This window comes from Pseudomonas sp. BS-2016, from assembly GCF_001806145.1.
GTDB lineage: Bacteria > Pseudomonadota > Gammaproteobacteria > Pseudomonadales > Pseudomonadaceae > Aquipseudomonas > Aquipseudomonas lundensis.
In genome coordinates this window covers 151,767-174,371 of record NZ_MLCT01000030.1, presented here as the reverse complement: position 1 = coordinate 174,371, position 22,605 = coordinate 151,767, and the positions used below count along the sequence as shown (strand labels likewise).

The 22,605-nt window shown below is 56.9% G+C and carries 20 protein-coding genes; 5 read left to right on the top strand and 15 right to left on the bottom strand.

The window, feature by feature from the left end:
• Positions 1 to 89: 89 nt before the first annotated feature.
• Positions 90 to 2,171, bottom strand: a complete 2,082-nt coding sequence (locus BKD70_RS16080; RefSeq protein WP_169835968.1) for a carboxy terminal-processing peptidase — start codon at positions 2,169 to 2,171, stop codon at positions 90 to 92.
• A gap of 139 nt (positions 2,172 to 2,310) precedes the next feature.
• On the opposite strand from BKD70_RS16080, the gene BKD70_RS16075 reads away from it, so the two are divergent.
• A complete protein-coding gene (locus tag BKD70_RS16075) occupies positions 2,311 to 3,273 on the top strand; it encodes a zinc-binding dehydrogenase (RefSeq protein ID WP_047274197.1) in 963 nt (320 codons plus the stop codon).
• Positions 3,274 to 3,318: 45 nt separating this feature from the next.
• Here the strand turns inward: BKD70_RS16075 and BKD70_RS16070 are convergent, their stop codons facing one another.
• The 6 genes from BKD70_RS16070 to BKD70_RS16045 all read right to left on the bottom strand — a co-directional run bounded on the left by BKD70_RS16070 (position 3,319) and on the right by BKD70_RS16045 (position 8,575).
• Complete coding sequence (locus BKD70_RS16070) at positions 3,319 to 3,972, bottom strand: HAD family phosphatase (RefSeq protein ID WP_047274199.1); 654 nt, start codon at positions 3,970 to 3,972, stop codon at positions 3,319 to 3,321.
• A gap of 34 nt (positions 3,973 to 4,006) precedes the next feature.
• On the bottom strand, positions 4,007 to 4,996 hold the full coding sequence (locus BKD70_RS16065; RefSeq protein WP_047274201.1) for an ABC transporter ATP-binding protein: 990 nt from the start codon (positions 4,994 to 4,996) through the stop codon (positions 4,007 to 4,009).
• A complete protein-coding gene (locus BKD70_RS16060; protein ID WP_047274203.1) occupies positions 4,993 to 5,793 on the bottom strand; it encodes an ABC transporter permease in 801 nt (266 codons plus the stop codon). Before BKD70_RS16060 ends, BKD70_RS16065 begins: the two co-directional genes overlap by 4 nt.
• The gene (locus tag BKD70_RS16055; protein WP_047274205.1) at positions 5,780 to 6,616 is read right to left on the bottom strand and encodes an ABC transporter permease subunit; all 837 of its coding nucleotides are present in this window, start codon (positions 6,614 to 6,616) and stop codon (positions 5,780 to 5,782) included. Before BKD70_RS16055 ends, BKD70_RS16060 begins: the two co-directional genes overlap by 14 nt.
• On the bottom strand, positions 6,613 to 7,428 hold the full coding sequence (locus tag BKD70_RS16050) for an alkaline phosphatase family protein (RefSeq protein ID WP_047274207.1): 816 nt from the start codon (positions 7,426 to 7,428) through the stop codon (positions 6,613 to 6,615). Before BKD70_RS16050 ends, BKD70_RS16055 begins: the two co-directional genes overlap by 4 nt.
• A 79-nt stretch (positions 7,429 to 7,507) precedes the next feature.
• Positions 7,508 to 8,575, bottom strand: a complete 1,068-nt coding sequence (locus tag BKD70_RS16045) for an ABC transporter substrate-binding protein (RefSeq protein ID WP_047274209.1) — start codon at positions 8,573 to 8,575, stop codon at positions 7,508 to 7,510.
• A 333-nt stretch (positions 8,576 to 8,908) separates the two neighbouring features.
• Here BKD70_RS16045 and BKD70_RS16040 point away from each other — a divergent pair, with 333 nt between their 5' ends.
• Positions 8,909 to 9,631 carry a UTRA domain-containing protein gene (locus tag BKD70_RS16040; protein ID WP_047274211.1) on the top strand — a complete coding sequence of 241 codons (723 nt, stop codon included), beginning with the start codon at positions 8,909 to 8,911 and terminating at the stop codon, positions 9,629 to 9,631.
• On the opposite strand, the gene BKD70_RS16035 is transcribed toward BKD70_RS16040, so the two are convergent.
• From BKD70_RS16035 to minC, 7 genes are all read right to left on the bottom strand, one after another.
• Positions 9,628 to 11,784 carry a mechanosensitive ion channel family protein gene (locus BKD70_RS16035; RefSeq protein WP_047274213.1) on the bottom strand — a complete coding sequence of 719 codons (2,157 nt, stop codon included), beginning with the start codon at positions 11,782 to 11,784 and terminating at the stop codon, positions 9,628 to 9,630. The genes BKD70_RS16040 and BKD70_RS16035 overlap by 4 nt on opposite strands.
• A 290-nt stretch (positions 11,785 to 12,074) precedes the next feature.
• Positions 12,075 to 12,257, bottom strand: coding sequence for a hypothetical protein (locus BKD70_RS16030; protein ID WP_047274215.1), 183 nt, complete (start codon positions 12,255 to 12,257; stop codon positions 12,075 to 12,077).
• Between the two features lie 135 nt (positions 12,258 to 12,392).
• Positions 12,393 to 13,682 (bottom strand): M18 family aminopeptidase, encoded by a 1,290-nt coding sequence (locus BKD70_RS16025; protein ID WP_047274218.1) that lies wholly within the window; start codon positions 13,680 to 13,682, stop codon positions 12,393 to 12,395.
• 122 nt (positions 13,683 to 13,804) lie between these two features.
• Positions 13,805 to 14,440 (bottom strand): RluA family pseudouridine synthase, encoded by a 636-nt coding sequence (locus tag BKD70_RS16020; protein WP_047274219.1) that lies wholly within the window; start codon positions 14,438 to 14,440, stop codon positions 13,805 to 13,807.
• 90 nt (positions 14,441 to 14,530) lie between these two features.
• Positions 14,531 to 14,785 carry a cell division topological specificity factor MinE gene (gene minE / locus BKD70_RS16015; protein WP_003175252.1) on the bottom strand — a complete coding sequence of 85 codons (255 nt, stop codon included), beginning with the start codon at positions 14,783 to 14,785 and terminating at the stop codon, positions 14,531 to 14,533.
• A gap of 3 nt (positions 14,786 to 14,788) precedes the next feature.
• Positions 14,789 to 15,601: a septum site-determining protein MinD gene (gene minD / locus BKD70_RS16010; protein WP_047274223.1), complete on the bottom strand. Its 813-nt coding sequence runs from the start codon at positions 15,599 to 15,601 to the stop codon at positions 14,789 to 14,791.
• 201 nt (positions 15,602 to 15,802) lie between these two features.
• Entirely contained in the window at positions 15,803 to 16,540 is a 738-nt protein-coding gene (gene minC / locus BKD70_RS16005) for a septum site-determining protein MinC (RefSeq protein ID WP_047274226.1), read from the bottom strand.
• Positions 16,541 to 16,660: 120 nt separating this feature from the next.
• Here minC and BKD70_RS16000 point away from each other — a divergent pair, with 120 nt between their 5' ends.
• Positions 16,661 to 17,593 carry a lipid A biosynthesis lauroyl acyltransferase gene (locus tag BKD70_RS16000; protein ID WP_047274228.1) on the top strand — a complete coding sequence of 311 codons (933 nt, stop codon included), beginning with the start codon at positions 16,661 to 16,663 and terminating at the stop codon, positions 17,591 to 17,593.
• Positions 17,594 to 17,661: 68 nt separating this feature from the next.
• On the opposite strand, the gene BKD70_RS25695 is transcribed toward BKD70_RS16000, so the two are convergent.
• A complete protein-coding gene (locus BKD70_RS25695; protein ID WP_371057953.1) occupies positions 17,662 to 17,949 on the bottom strand; it encodes a DUF6124 family protein in 288 nt (95 codons plus the stop codon).
• Positions 17,950 to 18,141: 192 nt separating this feature from the next.
• Here BKD70_RS25695 and BKD70_RS15990 point away from each other — a divergent pair, with 192 nt between their 5' ends.
• Positions 18,142 to 20,112: a hypothetical protein gene (locus BKD70_RS15990; RefSeq protein WP_047274230.1), complete on the top strand. Its 1,971-nt coding sequence runs from the start codon at positions 18,142 to 18,144 to the stop codon at positions 20,110 to 20,112.
• 163 nt (positions 20,113 to 20,275) lie between these two features.
• On the top strand, positions 20,276 to 22,489 hold the full coding sequence (locus BKD70_RS15985) for an autotransporter outer membrane beta-barrel domain-containing protein (RefSeq protein ID WP_047274547.1): 2,214 nt from the start codon (positions 20,276 to 20,278) through the stop codon (positions 22,487 to 22,489).
• Positions 22,490 to 22,605 lie beyond the last annotated feature (116 nt).

Here is a 22,605-nt window from a genome sequence, read left to right as displayed (position 1 = left end):
GTGGCTCAGAAACCAGGCTGAGATCGGGATCGGCTTTAACGGCTGATCCCGATCGTGCGCTGCCACTGCGCCACGACACGCGTGCGTCGTTAGCGGGTGGCCACCTGACCATTGAGCTTGAGGTAGTCGAGCAAGATGCGCCCGGTCTCGCTCAGGTAGGCGTCATCTTCCGGTTTGGTCTTTTCAGGCTCGACCGGCAGTGCGTCTTCGTCTTCTTTTTTCATTTCTTTGAGCGGTGCTTCGCCTTTGGCCTGACGACGGGCGTTTTCCATCGCCAGTTGCTTGGCTTCAATGTCGGCGTGTTGCGCGCGGCGCTCGGCTTCATTGAGGCTGACGGTCTTCTCGTTCATCAGCTTGTCAGCCAGCGCCAGCTTGTCACGGATAAAGATGAATTCTGCATCCTTGGCCGTGCGCGCTTCATGGTCCGCCTTGAGCTGGGCAATGAAAGGCTTGAACGGGTCGACCGCAGGCTTGATTGCCGGGCGGATGGTGTCCCATGGCATGGCTTCAGGCAGGGCGCTTTCACCGATTTCCTTGGTGTCGATGATCGACGGGAACGCGACGTCAGGCAGAACGCCCTGATGCTGCGTGCTCTGGCCGGAAACCCGATAGAACTTGGCCAGTGTCAGTTTCAGTTCGCCATGGTTGAGCGGTTGAATGGTCTGCACGGTGCCTTTGCCGAAGGTCTGGCCGCCGATGATCAGTGCACGGTGGTAATCCTGCATGGCGCCGGCAAAAATCTCCGAGGCCGAAGCCGACAGGCGATTGACCAACAACGCCATCGGGCCTTTGTAGAAGGCGCCCGGATTTTCGTCTTCCAGCACGTCTACCTTGCCGTCCGCGTTACGCACCAGCACGGTCGGCCCTTTGTCGATAAACAGGCTGGTCAGCTCCGTCGCTTCCTGCAACGAACCGCCGCCGTTGTTGCGCAGGTCGATAATCACGCCATCGACTTTTTCTTTCTGCAACTCGGTCAGCAGTTTCTTGACGTCGCGGGTGGTGCTCTTGTAATTCGGGTCACCGGCACGGAATGCTTTGAAGTCCAGGTAGAAGGCCGGAATTTCAATCACGCCCAGCTTGTAGTTCTTGCCGTCCTGTTTCAGGTTCAGGATCGACTTTTTGGCCGCCTGTTCTTCCAGCTTCACGGCTTCGCGGGTGATGGACACCACTTTGCTGGTCTGGTCATTCGGCGCATTGCTGGCCGGAATCACTTCCAGACGCACCACCGAGCCTTTAGGGCCGCGAATCAACTTGACCACTTCATCCAGACGCCAGCCGATCACGTCGACCATCTCTTTGTCGCCCTGGGCAACGCCGATGATCTTGTCCGCCGGGGCCACCTGCTTGGTCTTGTCCGCCGGGCCTGCTGGCACCAGACGCACGACTTTCACTTGGTCGTTATCGCTTTGCAACACGGCGCCAATGCCTTCGAGCGACAGGCTCATGTTGATGTCGAAGTTTTCCGCGTTATCGGGCGACAGGTAATTGGTGTGCGGGTCGTAAGACATGGCGAAGGTGTTGATATACGCCTGGAAGATGTCTTCGCTACGGGTCTGGTCAAGGCGCGACAGTTGGTTCTTGTAGCGCTTGGTCAGCAGTTCCTGGATTTTCGCGGGCTCTTTGCCGGCGATTTTCAGGCGTAGCACTTCGTCCTTCAGACGTTTGCGCCACAGGTCGTTGAGTTCGGCTTCGGTCTTGAGCCATGGGGCGTCCTTGCGGTCGACCTCCAGGGTCTCTTTGGCATTGAAGTCGAACGAGTCGACCCCCTTGTTCAGTTCGGCAAGGGCGAAGTCCAGACGCGATTTGACCCGGTCCAGGTAGCGCTTGTAGATCGTGAAGCCGGGGTTGAGGTCGCCACTTTTGAGGAAATCGTCAAATTGGGTTTTCCATTTGTCGAATTCGGCAATATCGCTGGCCAGGAAATAACTGCGCGAGGGGTCGAGCAGTTTCAGGTAGCTGTCATAGATGATCACGGAACGTGCGTCATCCAGTGGCGGCTTGCTGTAATGATGGCGTTTGAGCAGCTCAACAACGTTAAGACTGGCAATTACCTCATCACGATCGGGCTGAAGGTTATCCCAACTGTTAGCGGCGAATGTATTGGCCGAGAGCGGCAAAACGCTGAGGCCAATGAATAGGGCAAGTGCGGTGCTAGGGAATAAATGCTTCATGCTGATTCGACGCGGGGGCAATTGATAACGCATATTAGGCCGTCTTTGAAGTCGCCGGTTCCATCAAGGACCGGTCGCATAATGCAAAAAGCCCGGTGCTTCAGCGCCGGGCTCAGTCCGGACTCACTATGGAGGCACTGTGAAAGCATTGCAAGGCGTTGAAGGTCATGTGAAGTGGGTTGAAGAGCCAAGTCCCACCTGCGATGCAGGGCAAATTCGGATTCGTGTGGCGGCAGCGGGGCTGAACCGCGCCGATCTTTTACAGCGTGCGGGGCTCTATCCACCACCGCCCGGCGCCAGCCAGGTGTTGGGCCTGGAATGCTCGGGCGTGATCAGTGAAGTCGGCCCTGGATCGTCGTGGCAAGTGGGTGACCGTGTGTGCGCGCTGCTGGCCGGCGGCGGCATGGCTGAAGAGGTTGTGGTGGATGCGCGCCACGCTTTACCGGTGCCCGAAGGTCTGTCGCTGGTCGAAGCCGCGGCCTTGCCCGAGGTGTACAGCACCGCCTGGCTGAACCTGTTCCAACTGGCCGGTCTGAAACCCGGTGAAAAAGTGCTGTTGCACGCCGGAGCCAGTGGCGTCGGTTCAGCGGCCATTCAATTGTGTAAAGCCTTTGGCAGCCCGTGCTGGGTCAGCGTGGGGTCTGCAGAGCGTCTGGCGTACTGCCAGTCTCTCGGTGCCCAAGGTGGCGTTTTGCGCAATGACGGGCTCGACAGCCTCAAGGCGCTGGGGCCGTTCGATGTGGTGCTGGACCCGGTGGGCGCCAATTACGTGGAGTCCAACCTCCAATTGCTGGCCCAGGACGGTCGCTGGGTGCTGATCGGTCTGATGGGCGGGCGCAAGGCTGAGCTGGATCTGGCCCTCGTACTGGGCAAGCGCATCCAGCTGTTGGGCTCGACCTTGCGCAGCCGCGATGACCAGTTCAAGGCGGATTTGCTCAGCGATTTGGGTCAGCAAGTGTGGCCGTTGTTCACTGAGAAGCGCTTGAGCCCACAACTGGCCAAGACCTTCCCGATCGAGCAGGCACAAGCAGCGTTTGATGAGCTGGCCGGCAATCAAGTGTCCGGCAAGCTGGTGCTGGTGATCGACCCGGACCTGCTCTAAAACGGCGGCAATGCCCCTGTCCCTTGTGGTCAGGGGCTTGTTCGCTTACTTCCAGTGGTGGATTGGCCACCCGGCTTTTTCAGCGTGTTCACGCAACACCGGGTCAGGATTGACCACGTGTGGGTGATCCACTTTCAACAGCAACGGCAAATCGTTGCGTGAGTCGGAATAAAAACTCGCCCCTTCCAGATTTTCTTCTTCGGCGTCCAGCCACTCCAGCAAGCGCGTGATTTTGCCTTCCCGGTACGTCAACGTGCCGACGGTGTTGCCCGTGTAGAGCCCGTGTTGGACCTCCAGCTCAATGCCCAGCACTTCGTCGATGCCCAGTCGTTCGGCAATCGGCTTGACCAAATGGGTGCCCGACGCGGAGATCACCAGAATCCGATCCCCGGCCTGGCGATGGGCAGCGATCGTGCGGGTGGCATCACTGAAAATGATGGGCTCGATATGCTCCTCGACCCAAGGGCCCACCAGGTGGGCAACCTCTTCAGGTGTGCGACCGATCATCGGCTCCAGGCTGAAGGCCATGTACGTCTCCATAGCCAGTTCGCCCCGGCTGTAGGCGTCCATGAGTTCGTTGTTGCGCTGCATGAACGAAATGGGGTCGACCCAGCCCAGACGGCCCATCTGTTCGCTCCACAAGGTGGCGCAGTCGCCGTGAATGAGGGTTTCGTCCAGATCAAAAATTGCCAAAGCCATCAGCGCCACTCTCTTTGCAATGAATTGAAGCGCATCAGGCTACCTCACACAGGGTGCCCGGATCGATGGTCAGGGCAACCCGTTGGCCATCTGCAAGCAAATCCGCGGATGAGCGATTGAGCACGTCAACGATCAACTCCACGCCGCGCACCTCAACCCGATAGCGAATCACATTGCCCAACAGGCTGTGGCCGCGGATCACCGCGTCCGGCTCACCGTGCAGGCTTAAAGCGAGCGTTTCGGGACGGATTGCAATGCGGCTGGTGACCGGGCGTTGCAACAGGCACGTGGCGGCCTCGGGTTCAAGCAGGTTGTAGTTGCCAATAAAACCGGCCGCGAAGGCGTCCACCGGGGCCGCGTACAGGGTTTGAGCATTACCGCTCTGGACGATGCGGCCCTGATTCATCAGGAAGATGCGATCACTCATCGTCAGCGCTTCTTCCTGATCGTGGGTCACGAAAATGGTCGTCAGGTTCAGTTCGCGCTGGATCTGCCGGATCTGCTCGCGCAAGTGTTTGCGAATGCGCGCATCCAGGGCAGACAGCGGCTCGTCCAGCAGCAACAGGCGTGGGCGGGTGACCAGCGAGCGCGCCAGTGCCACGCGCTGGCATTGCCCGCCTGACAACTGATGCGGGTAACGTTTGGCGTAGTCATTGAGCTCCACCAGTTGCAGCGCCTCTGTCGTGCGCTTTTGGCTGTCATTGGCGTTGACCTTTTGCATACGCAGGCCAAAGGCCACGTTTTGCTCGACCGTCATGTTGGGGAACAGCGCATAACTTTGAAACACCATGCCAATGCCCCGCTTTTGCGGGCTCAGCGGGACGATGTCCTGACCGTCGAGCAGGATCTTGCCGTCATCCACGGGGGTGAGCCCGGCGATGCAGCGCAGCAGGGTGGACTTGCCGCAACCCGACGGGCCGAGCAGGGTGACGAACTCTCCCTGGGCGATGCTGCAATTGATGTCGCTGAACACGGGCGTGCCGGAATAGCTTTTTTGCAGATGTTCGACGCTGACGAAGCTCATTGGCTTTTGTCCTTGTTCAATAAGGTGGCAACCCAGGTCAGCACCAATACAAAGAGGAAATACGAGATCACCAGTGCGCTGGTGAAATGGCCGCTGCTGTTGCGCATGTTGTTGAGGAACACTTGCAGGGTTTCGTAGCGGGTGCCCACCAGAATGTTGGCAAACACGAACTCACCGAACAGGAACGAGAACGACAGCAGCAGTGCCACCAACAAGCCTTTGCGCAGGTTGGGCAACACCACCAGAAACGCCGCTTGCCAGGTGTTGGCGCCCAGCAATTGCGCGGCGTCCATCAGGTCGCGCAGGTTGATCGCCTGCAGGTTGTTGGTGATGGCGCGGTACATGAACGGCAGGGCCACGGTGAAATAGCAGCCGATCAGAATCCACGGGGTTCCGACCATTTGCAGGGGGCCGGAGCCATACAGTTGCAGCAGGCCCACCGACGACACCACGGGCGGCACGGCAAAGGGCAACAGGATCAGAATGTTCATCAGCGCGTCGAGCTTGGGAAAGTGGTAATGCACCACAAACAGCAACGGCAAAATCAGCACCACTGATAGCGCCAGTGCCGCCACGCAGACCAACAGCGACTGCCCGAACGCTGCAAGGAATCGTGGATCGCCCCACAACTGCACATACCACTTGAACGTAAACCCGCTGGGCATAACGGTGGCCGACCAACTGCTGGCGATGGAGTAAATCAGCGTGCCCAGTAGCGGCAGCAGCAGGATCAGGAACAGCAGCCAGACCACGCTGCGGTGGTAGAGGCTGGCGGAGGTGGATTCAGCGCGCGACATGGTAAGTCCTCTTCAACAGCCACTGATGCACCAGCGTTACCAGGGTCATCAAACCCACCAAAATCACCGCCAGCGCACTGGCCATGTTCGGGTCGAGGCTGATATCACCGGACACCAGCGCAGCAATCCGGATCGGCAATACGTTGAAGTTGCCGGTGGTCAGGGCGTACACCGTGGCGTATGCGCCCAGGGCGTTGGCCAGCAAAATCACGAAGGTGCCGAGCAGGGCGGGGGTAAGCACCGGCAAGCCGATAAAACGCCAGAATTGCCAACTGCTGGCGCCCAGCAGCGAGGCCGATTCGCGCCAGTCTTCACGCAGCGCGTCGAAGGCGGGGTACAGCAGCAATACCCCCAGAGGGATCTGGAAATAGGTGTACAGAATGATCAACCCGGTTTTGGAGTACAGGTTGAAATCTTCGATGATCCCCGCCTGTTTGAGCATGATCGTGATGCTGCCGTTGAACCCCAGCAAAATGATGAAAGCAAAGGCCAGCGGCACGCCCGAGAAATTACTGGTCATGTTGGCGAAGGCGTTGACGAAATTGCGCAGCCGCGAATCCACCTTGCGCAGCGAATAACTGCCGAGCACCGCGATCACAATGCCAAACACACTCGACCAGAAACTGATCTGCAGGCTGTGCTCAATGGCCTGTCGGTAAAACTTGGAACTGAAAATCTTGCTGAAGTTGGCCAGGCCCCAGCCACTGTCTTGCGACTGCACGCTGTGGATCAGCACCCACACCAGCGGCGCAATTTGAAACACGATAAAAAACACCGCGAACGGCAACAGACACAACAGCGCCAGCCCTTTGCTTCGACTCATACGGCGGGCCTCAGCAGGTCGCGGCACACCGGCTTGTCATGGGCCACGCCCAGCAACGCGCAGACCGTGCCGCACAGCTCGGTTTGCCGGGGTTCGACGTCGGGGTTGAAGCTGAACGCATCGCCCAGCACAAACAGCGGCACCTGACGTTCCTCCTCCAGCAAACCGTTGTGCGAGCGGTCGTTGTTCATGCCGTGGTCGGCCGTGACCAGCACCTGATAACCCGCGTCCAGCCAGCCTTGCAGGTAGTCGGCCAGAAGGATGTCGGCCGAGCGCGCACTGTTGCGGTACTGCGCCGAGTCCAGGCCATGCTTATGCCCGGCATCATCAATGTTCATGGGGTGAACCAACAGAAAGTCAGGCGAATGCTTTACGCGCAAATGCTCCGCGTCAGCGAACAGGTGCGAGTCGGGGTAATGATCGTTCCAGTAAAAATGCCCGTACTGGATCGGGAAGTCCGGTGCTTCGGTGTGACGGTCGCGGGAGATGACAAACGGCGAGCGGTTATACAGTTCGCTGACCCAGTGATAGGCCGCCGCGGCCGTGCTCAGGCCCGCTTCACGTGCGTAGTGGAACACGCTGCGCTGGTGGGACAGGCGCGACACATTGTTGTGCACGATGCCGCTGTCAATGGGCGCCACGCCGGTCAGGATGCACTCGTACAGCGGGCGTGACAGGGCGGGCAATTCGCACGTTAGCGTGTACAGGGCCGCGCGCCCGGCGGCGGCATACGCTTGCAAGTGCCCCATGGCATGGCGGGCAACGCCATCGTTGAGCCCGTCGAGCACCACCAGAATGACCTTGTGTTTCATGTACGACTCCACCAGGGAAAGAGCATGCCTTCCAATTGCGGCTGCCGACTCTGCGGCAGCCGCTCCAGGGTTAAGGGCGTTACTGCATATTGATGATGACTTCTTCCTGCCACATCTGCGGCAGTGCCTTGGAGGTGTTCTCCCAGGCTGCGGCATCCTTGATAGGCGTTACATCTTTGTACTGTTCATTGGGCAGCAACTGCTTTTGCACGTCTTCAGGCAGTTTCAGGTGTTCAGCCCGAATCGGCCGTGCGTTGCCGCGTGCCAAGTTGGTCTGCCCTGCATCGCTGAAGATGAATTCACGGGTCAATTTGGCCGCGTTGGGGTGCTTGGCGTATTTGTTGATGATGGTGGTGTAACCGGAGATGACCGAGCCATCTGACGGGATCAGCACCACGTAGTCATCCGGGTTGGCCATCTTGGCTTTATAGCTCAGGCCGTTGAAGTCCCAGACCACGCCCACTTCGACTTCACCTTTTTCCAGGGTGGCGATGGTCGGGTTGGCCAGCGACAGGCGCCCTTGTTTGGCGATGTCAGCAAACATCAGCAACGCCGGTTGAATGTTCTTTTCGTCTCCGCCATTGGCAAGTGCGGCGGCCAGTACCCCATTGGCGGCTTGGGCCGCTGTGCTGACATCCCCGATAGATACTTTGTATTTTCCATTTTTCAGGTCCGCCCATCGGGTGGGGACGTCGGAGCCGTGCAACAGTTTTTTATTGACGATAAACGCAATGGTGCCGGTGTAAGCCAGCGCCCAGTTGCCGTCTTTGTCCTTGGCCCAGTCGGGGATTTGCTCCCAAGTGGTCGGCTTATAGGGCTGGGTGACGCCTTGGGCCACGGCAATCGGGCCGAACGACGCGCCTACATCACCGATGTCGGCGCTGGCGTTGTCTTTTTCAGCTGCAAACTTGGCCACTTCCTGCGCCGAACTCATGTCGGTGTCGATGTGTTTGAGGCCGTAGAGCCGGTTCAAATCGGCCCAAGTGCCTTTCCAGTTGGCCCACTCATCGGGCATGCCCACGCTGTTGACTGCACCTTCGGCGCGCGCGGCGGCTTCCAGGCTTTGCAAATCGACGTCGGCGGCCATGGCCGTGCTGCACAGAGCGATGCTTGAACCTAACAGTGATGCCAGAAAAAACTGTTTCATCCGTAGCTCCTTGGGCGTTTTCACGCTGATTGTTATGGGTCTTTTGCAGGTGTTGGTCTAGGTCAGCAATACCCGAGCCAATTTAGGACGGGCGTATGACACTTTGATGTCGGCATCAACCGTGCAAGGGCTGATCGAGCCCGATGCGCTCATTGCGAGTAAGCGTAGACCATGCCTTTGCCCCCGTTTTTCGGGGCGTTGAGGGCACAGAGGGCCTGGGCTGTCATCGAACAGTCATGTGAGCTGCCTAGGCTTGGCCCCTCAGGAACGCGGGGTGGATGACCCCGCCTTTGCCCATATTTGGTGCTGGACTAGTCCAGATAGGTAACGTTGATGCGTGAAGAGGCCCCCAAAGCGGTGACAGCCATCAGCCGTGCGTTGCAGGAGCAAATCGGGCACGGTTTGCTGGCGTGCGGCAGCCAGTTGCCTGCCGAGCGCAAGCTCAGTGAGTTGTTCGATACCACGCGGGTGACAGTGCGCGAAGCCCTGTTGCAACTCGAAGCCCAAGGGGTGGTGTACCGCGAAGAACGGCGTGGCTGGTTTATCTCGCCACCGCGACTGGCCTACAACTTGATGCAGCGCAGCCATTTTCACGCCATGGTCAGCGCCCAGGGGCGAGTGCCCACCACAGATGTGATATCGGCGCGGCTACAGCCCGCGTCGGCAGCGGTGTGCGAGCGTTTGAAGTTGCCGGCACTGTCCAGCGTGATTCAGATTTGCCGGGGGCGGCGTATCGACGGACGACGGGTGCTGTATGTCGAGCACTACTTGAACCCGCAGTATTTCCCGCGAATTTTAGAGTTTGATCTGACGCAATCCATCACCGAGCTGTATGCCCGGCACTTCGACCTGCATTACGGTCGGGTGCAATTCGAAATTGTGCCGACTGCGTTACCCACACAAGCCGCCGCCACGTTGAAAGTCTCAACGGGCAGCCCGGGGTTGTGCATTGCGCGGGTCAACTACGATCAGCACGGGCGGCTGATCGATTGTGACCTGGAGTACTGGCGCCATGACGCGATTCATGTCGGCGTGGAGGTGCCGGCGCAGGGTTAATCCTTCTGCAAGATCCCGCTGCTCGCCGTGACGACTTGTACGCTCAGGCGCGGCGTGGCCAGATCAAGCCCGGCTTCGTCCAGGTGGCGTTTGAGCGACAGGTTGAACGCACGTGATACTTCCCATTGCTTGATCGGCGCGGTCTTGAAGCGCGCACGCAAAATGGCGCTGCCCGATTCAAAACTTTCAACCCCCTGAATTTCCAGCGGTGACCAGATGTTGCGGCGCTGAAGCGGGTCGGAGCGCATCTTTTGCCCCACTTCGCGCATCAGCTTGATCGCGTCGTCGATTTCCATGTTGTAGGGAATGGCCACGCGAAAGATCGCGTAGCCGAATTCGCGGGAGTAGTTCTTGATGCTTTTGATTTCGCTGAACGGAATGGTGTGCACGATGCCGTCGATGTCGCGCAAGCGCACGGTGCGAATGGTCAACCCTTCGACCGTGCCCAGGTGGCCACCAACATCCACGTAATCATCGATGGCCAGTGAATCTTCAATGATGATGAACAGGCCGGTAATCAAGTCCGCGACCAGCGACTGCGCACCGAAACCGATGGCCAGACCGATGACACCGGCACCGGCCAGCAGCGGCGTCACGTTCATGCCCATGTTGGCGAGGGCAACGATCAGCGCAATGATGAAAATGGCCGCGAACAGCACGTTGCGGATCAGCGGCATCATGGTTTGCGCGCGGGCGTTGGCCAGCCCTTTGCGCGAGCGGGTCAGGGCGTGGTGAATGGCGGTGTCGGCCAGAATCCAGATCAGCCAGGCAAACAGCAGCGTACCGCCCAGCCCGAACAGCTTGACGGTAATCTCGTGGCCGTCGCCCTCGGTGATGCGAATCAGCGACAGCCCCCACACTCGCAGCCCCAATTCTATGAACACCAGCCACACCACCAGGTGCGCAAGGGTGTAGACAAAGCCTTTAAGGCGTTCTGAATACAAGGCGTGACGTTTGAGCCCGCGTTGTGGTTTTTGCGCGTGGCGGCGCACCAGCCCGTTAATCACCATGCACAGCACCACCAGCACGGTGCAGATCAGTGACTGACGCAACGCGGTGCTGGTGTCGCCGGCCGAAATAAACGTCGCGGCCAGTGAGATGGCCACCAGAATCAGCGCCGCAATCCACCAGTACGTGCCGAGCAATTCAATGGTGTCGCTCAAGGCACGACGGGTCAGGCGCCGCGACAAGGGCTGGTTACGAATCAGGTGAGCAATCGGGCGGCGGAAGCGAATGATGAACAAACCGGTGGACAGCGCCGCCATGACATTGGCAAACGTGGCGGCCGTGTGGGCCAGGTGAACGCCCAGGGTGGCGACCAGTCGCGGGTCGCTCAAGGCCTCGCCGAAGGCGGCAAAACTGCCGATCCACCACAGCGGACGAAAGGCTTGATGCCGCAGGATGTGCAGGGCGCGGTGGCGGTGCGGGCCGTCGAGCAGGGAAAAAGCAATCACGCAAATGGCCGAGAAACAGGTGCCGATGACCAGCGCATACGCCAGCACCATCGCCAAGTCCTTGCCCAGCGACGACGGCAACGAATAGCTCATGTACACGGTCATCACCAACGCCACCAGCCACGGCCCCAGCTTGCGCAAGGCAAACCGCAGCATGTCCACCGCCTTGGGGTGTTGCGGCAACTCTTCGCTCAGGCCAAAGCGCAGGCGCACCCGGTGGCTGACCCAAATCAGCAGCGCGGCCAGCAAGCTCCAGACCATGATGATCAGCGCAAAGGCAAAAATGATCGGCAGCCATTGACTGGCCGGCAGCATCAGCGCCTTGAGTTCGTCCTGTGCCTGATCAATCTCCCGTGCCCAGCGCGAGGTCGGGCTGTCATTGCCCAAAAACTGTTTTTCGAGGTCGGTGAGGGTGCTGCCGATCAGCCCGAGCACGCCGATCTCGGCTTCGGGTTGCGCCTTTTTGGTGGCGTCGCGCAGCTTCTTCAAGTCGGCCAGCAGCTTGCTGCGTTGCTGGTCGTTCTCCAGGTTTTTGATCACTTCGTCCAGCGACTGACCCAACGGCTCGGTGGGTTGGGCCTGGGTTTTATCCGGGCTGAGCAGGCCGGGCAGGCCGACAGCGTGCGCAGACGTGATGGGGAGCAGCGTCAGCATGCAAACGAGCACTAAATACGGCAGGGCGAACAAACGAACAAGCACTGGGCGGTCAACCTCAAGGGGGCAGGTCGACCGAGTGTACGCTAGGGTCTGTTCCCGTTTCACTGCAAACCGCGTCGCGGGGTCACATTTAGCCAGGCAAGGCGCAGAGCGAAGGCAATGGTTGTTCCCTTCTCAAGCGCTGCAATGCAGCCTGACTTAATGCAACCCGCGACCCGTTGGTGTTCGTCGCGGCTGCTATGAAACGGGAACAGACTCTGGGGCAGCGCTGATTCGCTTCTTGTCACACATGAAATCAATCAGCGCTGGATTTTGCGAAAAAACGCAGGTGTTCAAGCATTCAGCTTGGCCAGAATCTTGAACACGATCGTGCCGAATATCAGCAGCATGCCGCACCAGATCATCAGGACGCCGATGCCGCTGGTTCGCTCGCGAAGGGTGAAACCGATAGTCAGCAGCAACATGCCGCACACAATGGGAATCATCATGGAGTGGAACGCAGACATCTCGATCATTGTTATGGACCTGAAGGAATGAATGGGCTCCAGTCTAGGCCCGATTGTGAAAGTGTGCGGTGACGTGTATCAAAATTGAGCGCCAGGCCTGCACCTTGCAGGGTTTGGAGCGGGGCAGGCCCGCTCCGAGGCCCTTCACGGGAGTTGCTGGCTGGCGTAGAACGCGCTCAGCACTTTGACCAGATGCGCCAGGTCATGGCTGCCGGCCAATTCGCGAATGGAGTGCATGGCAAACGTTGGCAGGCCGATGTCCACCGTGCGCACCCCTAAGAGGCTGGCGGTGATCGGGCCGATGGTAGAGCCGCAGCCCATGTCACTGCGTACCACAAAACTTTGCACCGGCACTTCTTCGGCCATGCACAGGTGGCGGAAGAAACCGGCCGTTTCGCTGTTGGTGGCGTAACGCTGATTGCTGTTGACCTTGATCACCGGCCCGGCGTTGAGTTTGGGGCCGTGGTTGGCGTCGTGTTTGTCGGCGTAGTTGGGGTGAACGCCATGGGCGTTGTCAGCCGACACCAGCAGGGATTTCTGGATAGTGCGTACGAACTCATCCCCTTCAGGCAGCAGGCGTTGCAGGATTTGCTCCAGCATCGGGCCATCGGCGCCGCAGGCCGAGCAGGAGCCGACTTCTTCATGGTCATTGGCCACTAACAGGCAGGTTTCGTCGGTCTCGGTATTGAGCAACGCTTGCAGGCCGGCGTAGCACGACAGCAAGTTGTCGAGACGGGCGCCGGCGATAAAGTCACCATTGAGACCAATCACCGCAGCGCTCTGGGTGTCGTAGAAGCTCAACTCGTAATCGAGCACCACGTCAGCGTTCAGGCCGTGTTCGCGGGCCAGTTGGTCGGTCAGCAAGGCGCGGAAGTCCACACGTTCATCGCCCGCGACCTGGGCCAGAATCGGCGGCAACTCGGTTTGCGGGTTAATCGCCCAGCCTTCGTTGGCGGTGCGGTTGAGGTGGATCGCCAGGTTCGGAATGGTCGCAATGGGCGCCCTGAAATCGATCAGCTGGCTTTCGACTTTACCGTCGCGGCGGAAGGTCACGCGCCCGGCCAGTGACAGGTCGCGGTCAAACCAGGGGGCCAGCAAGGCGCCGCCGTAGACTTCGACGCCCAGTTGCCAAAAACCCTGGCGTTGCAGTTCGGGTTGAGGCTTGACCCGCAGGCAGGGGCTGTCTGTGTGCGCGCCGACCATGCGAATGCCGCCGTGCAAGGGCGAGTGACGGCCCAGCTTGAACGCGACAATGGAGGAGTCGTTGCGAGTGACGTAATAGCGACCGTTGGTTTCGGTGAACCAGGTCTCGCGCTCATCGAGGCGCTGATAACCGGCGGCCTCCAGACGCTGCACCAGGCTGGCGGTGGCATGAAAGGGGGTAGGGGAGGCCTTGAGAAAGTCGATCAGGCCTTGGTTCAACTCTTCGCGCATAAGTTACTCCAGACAGCAAGGCCGCGAGTTTAGCGCATTGGTCACAAAAATTGACCCCGATTGAACCTCAATCCCGCAGCCGCCGCCTGTGTTGCCTGGCAGCGACCACGCAGGGGCGGGAGTCAGAACGGTGCCGGGCACTCGAAGCGCAAGCGCTCACCGGTTTGCGGGTGAGTGAAGCTCAGCATGCTGGCGTGCAGGCACAGGCGTGGGTATGCCGCCAGCGCCTGTTCATGGGCGTACAGGCCGTCGCCCAGCAGCGGGTGGCCGATGGACAGCATGTGTACCCGCAGTTGATGCGAGCGGCCGGTGATCGGCGTCAGTTCCACGCGGCAGTAATCTCCACAGCGCTCCAGGACTTTCCAGAACGTCAGGGCATTTTTGCCAAACTCGTGATCCACCACGTGCCGGGGTTTGGTCGGCGGGTCGTAGCGCAGCGGCAGATCAATGGTGCCGCTGTCGAGCGCCGGTTGGCCCCACGCCAGTGCGGTGTAGGCTTTTTCGGTTTCACGGTCATGAAACTGGCGAGACAGTTCGCGGTGGGTGTCAGCATCCCGCGCCAGCAAAATGATCCCGGACGTTTCCCAATCAAGGCGGTGTACGATCCGCGCTTCGGGGTAGCCGTTTTCTTGCAGGCGGGTAATCAGGCAATCCTTGTTGTCTTCTGCGCGGCCGGGCACGGACAGCAGCAACGTCGGTTTGTTGACCACAAGAACGCCAGCGTCCTCGTGGATGATGTGGATGTTGGACAACGGCATTAAAACAGCCTCTTGAGAAACGCCAACGGCGACGTGGGAACCGTCTCCGTAAAGAAGGTGCCCAGGTCGCCGTGGTGTCGGCCGGATCGGTTAACGATCTGGCAGGGTGATGTTGAGTTCCAGAATCGAGCAGCTGCCGTCGTTTTCCAGCGCGACATGCACGTCATCGTTGCCGATATTGACGTATTTGCGAATCACTTCTACCAGCTCTTTCTGCAAGGCGGGCAGGTAATCCGGCGTGCTCCGTTGGCCGCGTTCGTGCGCCACGATGATCTGTAGACGCTCTTTCGCGACCGACGCGGTGCTTGGCTTTTTGTTGGCGCGAAAGAAGTCGAGAAATTTCATTGTTTAGTTGCCTCCAAAGATACGCTCGAAGAATCCCTTCTTCTTGACATCGAGGAATCGATGTTCCACGGACTTGCCCAGCAAGCGATCGACGGCATCGCTGTAGGCCTGGCCAGCGTCGCTCTGGTCGTCAAGAATGACCGGCACACCTTGGTTGGAAGCCTTCAAAACAGCCTGGGACTCCGGAATCACGCCCAGCAGGGTCACGGCGAGGATTTCCTTGACGTCTTCAACGCCGAGCATTTCTCCGCTGCTGACGCGCTCCGGGTTGTAACGGGTGAGCAGCAAGTGCTCCTTGATCGGGTCCTGGCCTTCTTCAGCACGCTTGGACTTGCTGGCCAGCAGGCCGAGCATGCGGTCCGAGTCACGTACCGAGGAAACTTCAGGGTTGGTCACGACAATCGCTTCGTCAGCGAAGTACATGGCCAGGTGCGCACCGGTTTCGATACCGGCCGGGGAATCGCACACCACGTATTCGAAGGTTTGTTTAAGTTCCATCAGAACTTTTTCGACGCCTTCTTTGGTCAGTGCGTCCTTGTCACGGGTCTGGCTGGCGGCCAGCACGTACAGGTTTTCCAGGCGCTTGTCTTTGATCAGGGCCTGTTGCAGGTTGGCTTCGCCGTTGACCACGTTCACGAAGTCATACACCACGCGGCGCTCGCAGCCCATGATCAAGTCCAGGTTACGCAGGCCGACGTCGAAGTCGACGATCACTGTTTTATGGCCGCGCAGTGCGAGGCCGGTACCGATAGCGGCGCTGGTGGTGGTCTTACCCACACCACCCTTGCCGGATGTAACCACGAGAATCTTGGCCAAGGTGTTTCACCCCTAAGGAAAAAGGACTTTTTAGCCCCTGAATAACATCTCTATTAACGACGGCAGGTGAACAGTCCTGGCGGATGATCGTTCAGGTCGGCGTTTACAAGCCGTAAGCGCTGGCTGATTGGTGATTTCCTACAAGGTTTAAACTGTTTTCTCTACGCTTTTGAGATGGTTGGAAAATGGCGAGAGTATCCGTTAAAGACGGGTGATGTTCAACATGTCACTTGACAGACTGATTTGAACCCCTGCACCCCACAATGGATCACGGCGCAGGTCTTCTGACACTTTGTACTTGCCGGCAATCGACACCAGCTCGGCGCTCAACTGCTGGCAGAAAATGCGCGCCTTGGTGTTGCCTTTATGCCCGGCCAGTGCTCGACCGCGCATTGGCCCGTACACATGGATGTTGCCATCGGCCATAAGTTCCGCACCGGGGCTGACCGCCGCCATGACCACCAGGTCGCCCCCTTCGGCATACACCGTCTGGCCGCCGCGTACGGGGCTGGTGATGATGCGGGTCGGCTTGACCACAGGCTCGGGCGGTTTTTCGGGTTTTTTCTTCACCTCGGCTTCGACCGGTTCAATCGGCCGCTCACGGGCGCCGGACGGTGGCAGCACAGGCAGGTCGATGGCAATCGCGGCGGCAATGTCTTCTATGCGGCTGGCGCGAATGGCCAGTGTGCGCAGGCCATGTTGACGGCAGACACGCATCAGGCCTGGCAAATCAATCGCACCTTCACCGGCGGGCATTTTGTCCAGCGCCAGGACGAGCGGGGTATTACTGAAAAAATTCGGGGCTTGGGCCACTTTGGCTGCCAGTTGGCGATCCAGGGCTTCAAGGTTGTTTTTGGCCAGTTCCAGCACCGTGATGGCGAGCATACTGCCCTTAAGCTGGAACACAGGGGCTTGGTCTAGCGATTCGGTTTGGCTCATGGTCGGCTTAATGCGGCTTGTCACTTAAAGTGCTGAGACTTATAACGAGATCGCCCGCGAGCCGCAAGCGGGGTCGAACGATGTAGAATGCCCGGCCCTTGTGTCTGTCCGGAATCATTAATGGATCGCCCGCGTTTTCGTGCTGCTTTTTTTCACCCGCGTTTTTGGCTGCTGTGGCTTGGCCTTGGCCTGCTGTGGCTGGTGGTGCAGCTGCCTTATAAAGTGCAATTGGGGTTGGGGCGTGTGTTGGGCGCGCTGATGTACCGGGTCGCCGGTGATCGTCGGCGCATTGCCGCGCGCAACCTGCAATTGTGTTTCCCCGAAAAGTGCGCCGCCGAGCGCAAGCACTTGCTCAAGCAGAACTTTGCGTCCACCGGTATCGCATTTTTTGAAATGGCCATGAGCTGGTGGTGGCCCAAGCCGCGCCTGGCCCGGCTGGCCCATGTAGAAGGGCTGGAGCACCTCAAGCAGGCGCAGTTGGAAGGCAAAGGGGTGATCCTCATGGCGTTCCACTTCACCACGCTTGAAATCGGCGCGGCCCTGCTCGGGCAAAAACACACCATCGATGGCATGTACCGCGAGCATGGGAACGCGCTGTTCGATTTTATTCAGCGACGGGGCCGCGAGCGCCACAACCTGGATTCGCTGGCCGTGGAACGTGATGACGTGCGCGGCATGCTCAAGCTGCTGCGCTCGGGGCGTGCGATTTGGTATGCGCCGGATCAGGACTACGGCGCCAAGCAGAGTATCTTTGTGCCCTTGTTTGGCATTCAGGCGGCCACCGTGACCGCCACCAGCAAGTTTGCCAAGCTGGGCAAAGCGCACGTTGTGCCCTTTACTCAACAACGACTGGCGGATGGCAGTGGCTACAAGTTGGTGATTCATCCGCCTTTGAAGGATTTCCCCGGAGAAAGCGATGAGGCCGATTGCCTGCGCATCAATCAGTGGGTCGAGCGGGCCATTCGTGAATGCCCCGAGCAATACCTGTGGGCCCACCGCCGTTTCAAGACCCGTCCGCCCGGTGAGCCTAAGTTGTACCAAAAGCGTAAGTAAGAAACCTACGGTGAGCGAGCTTGTTGATATTGGGGCGCGCGCCTGCTTGTACCCAGGCGCGTGCAGCGTCAGTTCGTTGTTAAACCGTCCAGCGATTTATCGACATAGGCTTTGGCCAGCTCCACCACATGCCCTATCGACATCACCAAGTCGCGTGTGGCGCCGGGCATGCCATTGCCCACTTCATTCGCCGAAGCGCCCGCGCAGCGCAACAAGTCTGACGCTTGGGCCAACGCCGCTTCTAAATTGACACTGCCGGGGATCTTGGAGGGGGGAGTGCGGTGGGTGGTCTGATGGAAAAAATGGGTATACCTGTCATTTCTGACAGTATTCAGCCGCCATAAAAAGGCGTTCAATACTTTTAAGCGTTTAGAAATACTCAGGCACTTATGGATGAAAATATTCTTTCAATAGAGTCATGCCTGATGAGTTTGTATTTATGCTTCGGACTTTAACACGTGCTTTACCTGTTTATCCAAGGCAAAAACTAAGTTGCTATCAGGGGGGCTGAGGTACTGGTACTTTCTCTATGAATTGAGGGTTGAACGATGAATATGCTTGAGAGGAAATTGGCTGCTCGAAATGCGCGTAAGGCTTTTTTAAAACGTCGTGCTGAGTTAAGGCGTGTTAATGAACTTGCTAAGCCTACTGTGCAAGGTGTTTTGCCGGGTGAACCGCAGGGGCTCATGCCTAAAGCGCTTTTAAAAGAGCCTCTCAAGGTTGGGATTCCGCATTGGGCGGGTCTTCCTGAGGATCCCAATTTTCCGGTAGGAGACGAGTTAACTCTGCAATGGCGGCTGCAAAACAGTGACGACAACGATACTTCGTATACAGACCTTCTAAAAACAGAGATAAAAGGAGCGCACCCGGATCCTATCCCTCTAGAGATACCGGTTGAGTTTTTTGAAAATGTGCATGGTGCTTTCTATTTTCGATACAAAGTTTTCGGTAATGGCGTACAACAAAGGTCGGAAGCAACGCCCATAGTGCTCGATATTCTTCCGCCCTATGGCAATGCCTATCCCGCAGACTTGGTCCTCCCGACTGGCCCTATCACGGATGCAAACAGTGATGCCGTGGTAGCCACTATTCCTTCGTATCAGGATCAAGCGGATGGCGATAAAATTGGCGTGTTTTGGGTGAAAGGTGATGTGCCCGAAGATATATCGGGTTTGACGCCGATCGGTGGCTATCAAGATATTCCGACAAATCGACAGTTCACCATTCCCCAATCAACTATCGTTGACGCGGGTGATGGTGACTATTACGCGTGTTATATCTTGGTCGATAAAGCTGGTAATGACAGTCGCATTGGCAAGTCCGTGAAAATGCCAGTAGCGCTTGGGCCTTGGCCTGTGGCTCCGTTCCCGGCGCTGACGGTGCGCCATGCCGATGATGGTTCAGATAATATAATTGACCGTGATGATGCGTTTTTGGGTGTTTATGTTGATATCAAGACGGAGGTACTCAACTGGAAGATTGGCGATGCTATTACGGTCACGTGGGGAAGTGAAAAACTGGTTCCCCCTTATCCAATTAATCAGTTTCCAGTTAATGTTCCTGTGCCGTGGGCTGTTTTGAAAGCGGCCTATGATTTCACGACGTCTGGTTCTCAAGCCACCACTGTTAAGTACGATTATTATCGGGGCTCGATACTCTTGGGTTCTGCCGATGTAACGATTCAGGTTGATTTGTCCAAGGTGGGTCCTGAAAACCCGGATGAGCCTAATCCAGTAAACCCAGCACTCGGCGTAGTGACCGTAAACAGTTATACGGGTGAAATCGATAAAATAGTGGATGCTGATGCTAACCAACCTGCCACGATAAAACTGTCCCCTTATGTGGGGATTGCCACCGACCAGTTAATCGAATTTTTTTGGGGAGGTAAATCCATCGGAACCCATACAGTCACTACAGAGGCCCCTGGCGATCCTGACATAGAGCTCACTGTTAATTGGGCCGATATTGACGCGGCGGGCAACGGCGACATTGATGCGTGGTTTACCGTCTCTCATAAAGATTTTATTAATGAAGAAAAATCAAAGCCCAAGCCAGTAAAGGTAACGGGGGTCCCTATTGTGCTGGAGGCGCCTCAATTCCCTAAAATTGATCCCAATTATAACTGGCTGAATTGTCCCTCATTAGAGTTGACCGATGATAACACCTATGGGGTTCGTGTGCATATACCAGCGTCTAGGTATTTGAATGCGGGCAGAAAAATAAAACTGAAATGGACCAGTTATATTGATGACAACACCGTAGATCCAATACCGGGTGGCCCACTTGAAAGTGGCGAGCTTACGGTGACTGAGGAGCAAGAAAAAGAGGGTTTTGACTGGTGGGTCAGACCTTATGAAACCTATTTTCTACCTATTTACAATGCTGATGGTAATCCTTATGGCAGTGGCAAGCTTGAGTACACCCTGCTTATTGATGGTGTAGAACAACCTGGAGAGGCGACTGTGAAAATCGGGATGTATAGCCCCGGTGGGCCGTGCACTATTCCCCCCAATCCATAGATTTTCAAATGCCCCATTTGTCGGGACTATCCTTACAGAAGCGTAGGGATAGTCCTACATTAAGGCTTAGACAAGGTGCGTAACATGCGTTGGCTTTGTATGAATGTGCCGAGAGAAGCCTAAGGTGATTCTTTGCATAAAACCCGCACCAGTTATTAGGTTGATGACTATGCCCTATCTACACTCTCCGCTTTCTCAAAGTATATTTCTTGTTGTAATGGGCTCTAGTCTGTTGGTCAGTGAGCGCTCGTATGCTGAAACGGTGGTTATCGGGTATGAAGATGCCATTATTGATGCTTCAAGTAGTCCGCTGGATAAATATAAAGTGTTCAATGGCTGGACGCTGACTGCCAATAATGCGACTTCACGCAATATTGAGGTGACCACGTCAAATTTGGTATTAAACGGGTCAACCGTAAACGGTGACGGTACCGAGCCCGGCGTGAGTCTTTATGGCAGCACGGCGACCATCACGGGCAGTACGATTAACAGTAATGAGATCGGTCTTAGGGTCGCTGCGGATACAGGAGTAGGGTCTGCTGCACAGGTATTCAGTAGCACCATCACAGGTATGACTCGCGGCGCAACTGTCTCTCAATTGAGCCGGCTGGAGATGACCGACACCACGTTGTTGGCCAACGGGGCCGATGGCATCGGACTTGAGGTGTTCAATGGTACGGCCTCAGCGGTAAGAGGCACGATTGTTGGGGGGCTGAACGGCATACAAGTCTTTGATTACTTTAACCCCGAAGATACGCTTATTAACCTCGACAGCACAACAGTGGTCGGGCGTACCGGGTCAGCCATCGTTGTAGAAAACTACGATTCAGGCGCTACTCACACTCAAATCAATGTGATGAATGGCGCCACACTCTCCGGTGGTAACGGTCACTTACTGGAGGTTAATGGCACGTCCACGGCTACCTTGCGAGTCAGTGACAGCAATACCCACCTTGCGGGAGATGTGATTGCCGCATCCGGCGCTACTGCCAACGTGATCCTTGATAATCAAGCTACCTTAACCGGGCGCCTCGAAAATCTCACGAGTCTGGCAATCAATAGCCAAGCTCAGTGGGTGATGGTTGAAGACGGTACAGTGTCCGACTTATCCATGAATGGCGGTTCGGTTAAGTTTGGTGAGCCTACTTCTTACTTCACGCTGTCGGTGGGTAACCTGAGTGGGACTGGCGGCACTTTCTTTATGGCTTCAGATTTTTCAACAGGCCAGACCGATCAACTTGACGTGACTGGCACCGCGACCGGGAATCACCAATTAGTAGTGGCCAGTTCCGGTGCTGATCCGATTAATGCAGACAAGCTTTATCTAGTGCATACCGCAGCAGGGGATGCAAAATTTTCGCTGCTGAATGATCGGATTGACCTTGGGGCTTATTCCTATCAGTTAGCTAGCACTGAAACTGGAGGCGCAACCGATTGGTATTTGAACCCGGAAAGTAAGACCATCAGCCCCGGCACTCAGTCGGCCATGGCATTGTTTAACACGGCACCGACTATCTGGTACGGAGAGTTGACAACACTGCGTTCACGCATGGGTGAGTTGCGCGTCGGTACGGGTCAGTCCGGTGCGTGGGTTAGAGCCTATGGTAATAAGTACGTGGTGTCCGCTTCTACCGGTGTGGGCTATAAGCAAAACCAGCAAGGGTTAACGTTCGGTGCGGATGCACCGTTGCCTATCGGTGATGGGCAGTGGCTGGCGGGTTTGATGGCCGGTTATAGCCAGTCTGATCTTGACCTTGATCGCGGTACTTCCGGTACCGTAAACAGTTACTACGCGGGTGCCTACACCACGTGGCTTGATGCGCAAACAGGTTATTACTTTGATGGTGTCGTGAAGGTTAACCGCTTTCAGAATAAATCAGATGTGAACTTGAGTGATAACACGAGCGCAAAAGGCAGTTATAACAATTATGGTGTCGGTGCCTCTGCAGAGGTTGGGCGGCATATAACGTTAAAGGACGGGTATTTTGTTGAGCCCTATGCCCAAGTATCGAGCGTAGTGATTCAAGGTAAAAATTATGACCTTGATAATGGACTGCGTGCCGAAGGTGATCGCACGCGTTCATTGTTGGGCGAACTTGGCTCTACGGTTGGTCGTAATATTGAGTTGGCGAGCGGCCAGCTCGTACAGCCTTACCTGCGTGCAGCGTACGTGCATGAGTTCTCTAAAAACAACGAAGTTAAAGTGAACGACAATGTGTTTAACAACGATTTGTCAGGTTCGCGGGGTGAGTTTGGCGCAGGTGTGACGATGACCCTGACTCAGAAAGTTAAGGCATATGCTGACCTGGAATACAGCAAGGGCGATGGCATTGAGCAACCGTTGGGTGGTTCTGTAGGGGTTCATTACAGCTGGTGAGTATGAAGTGTGCGTTAAGTAAGGTAATAGTCTATCGCTAAAAAGGTAGGGGGCTAGTAGTTCTGATAGTAACAGGCCGATCAAAAACCTGCTAAATATACTTGGCGTGCTGTACG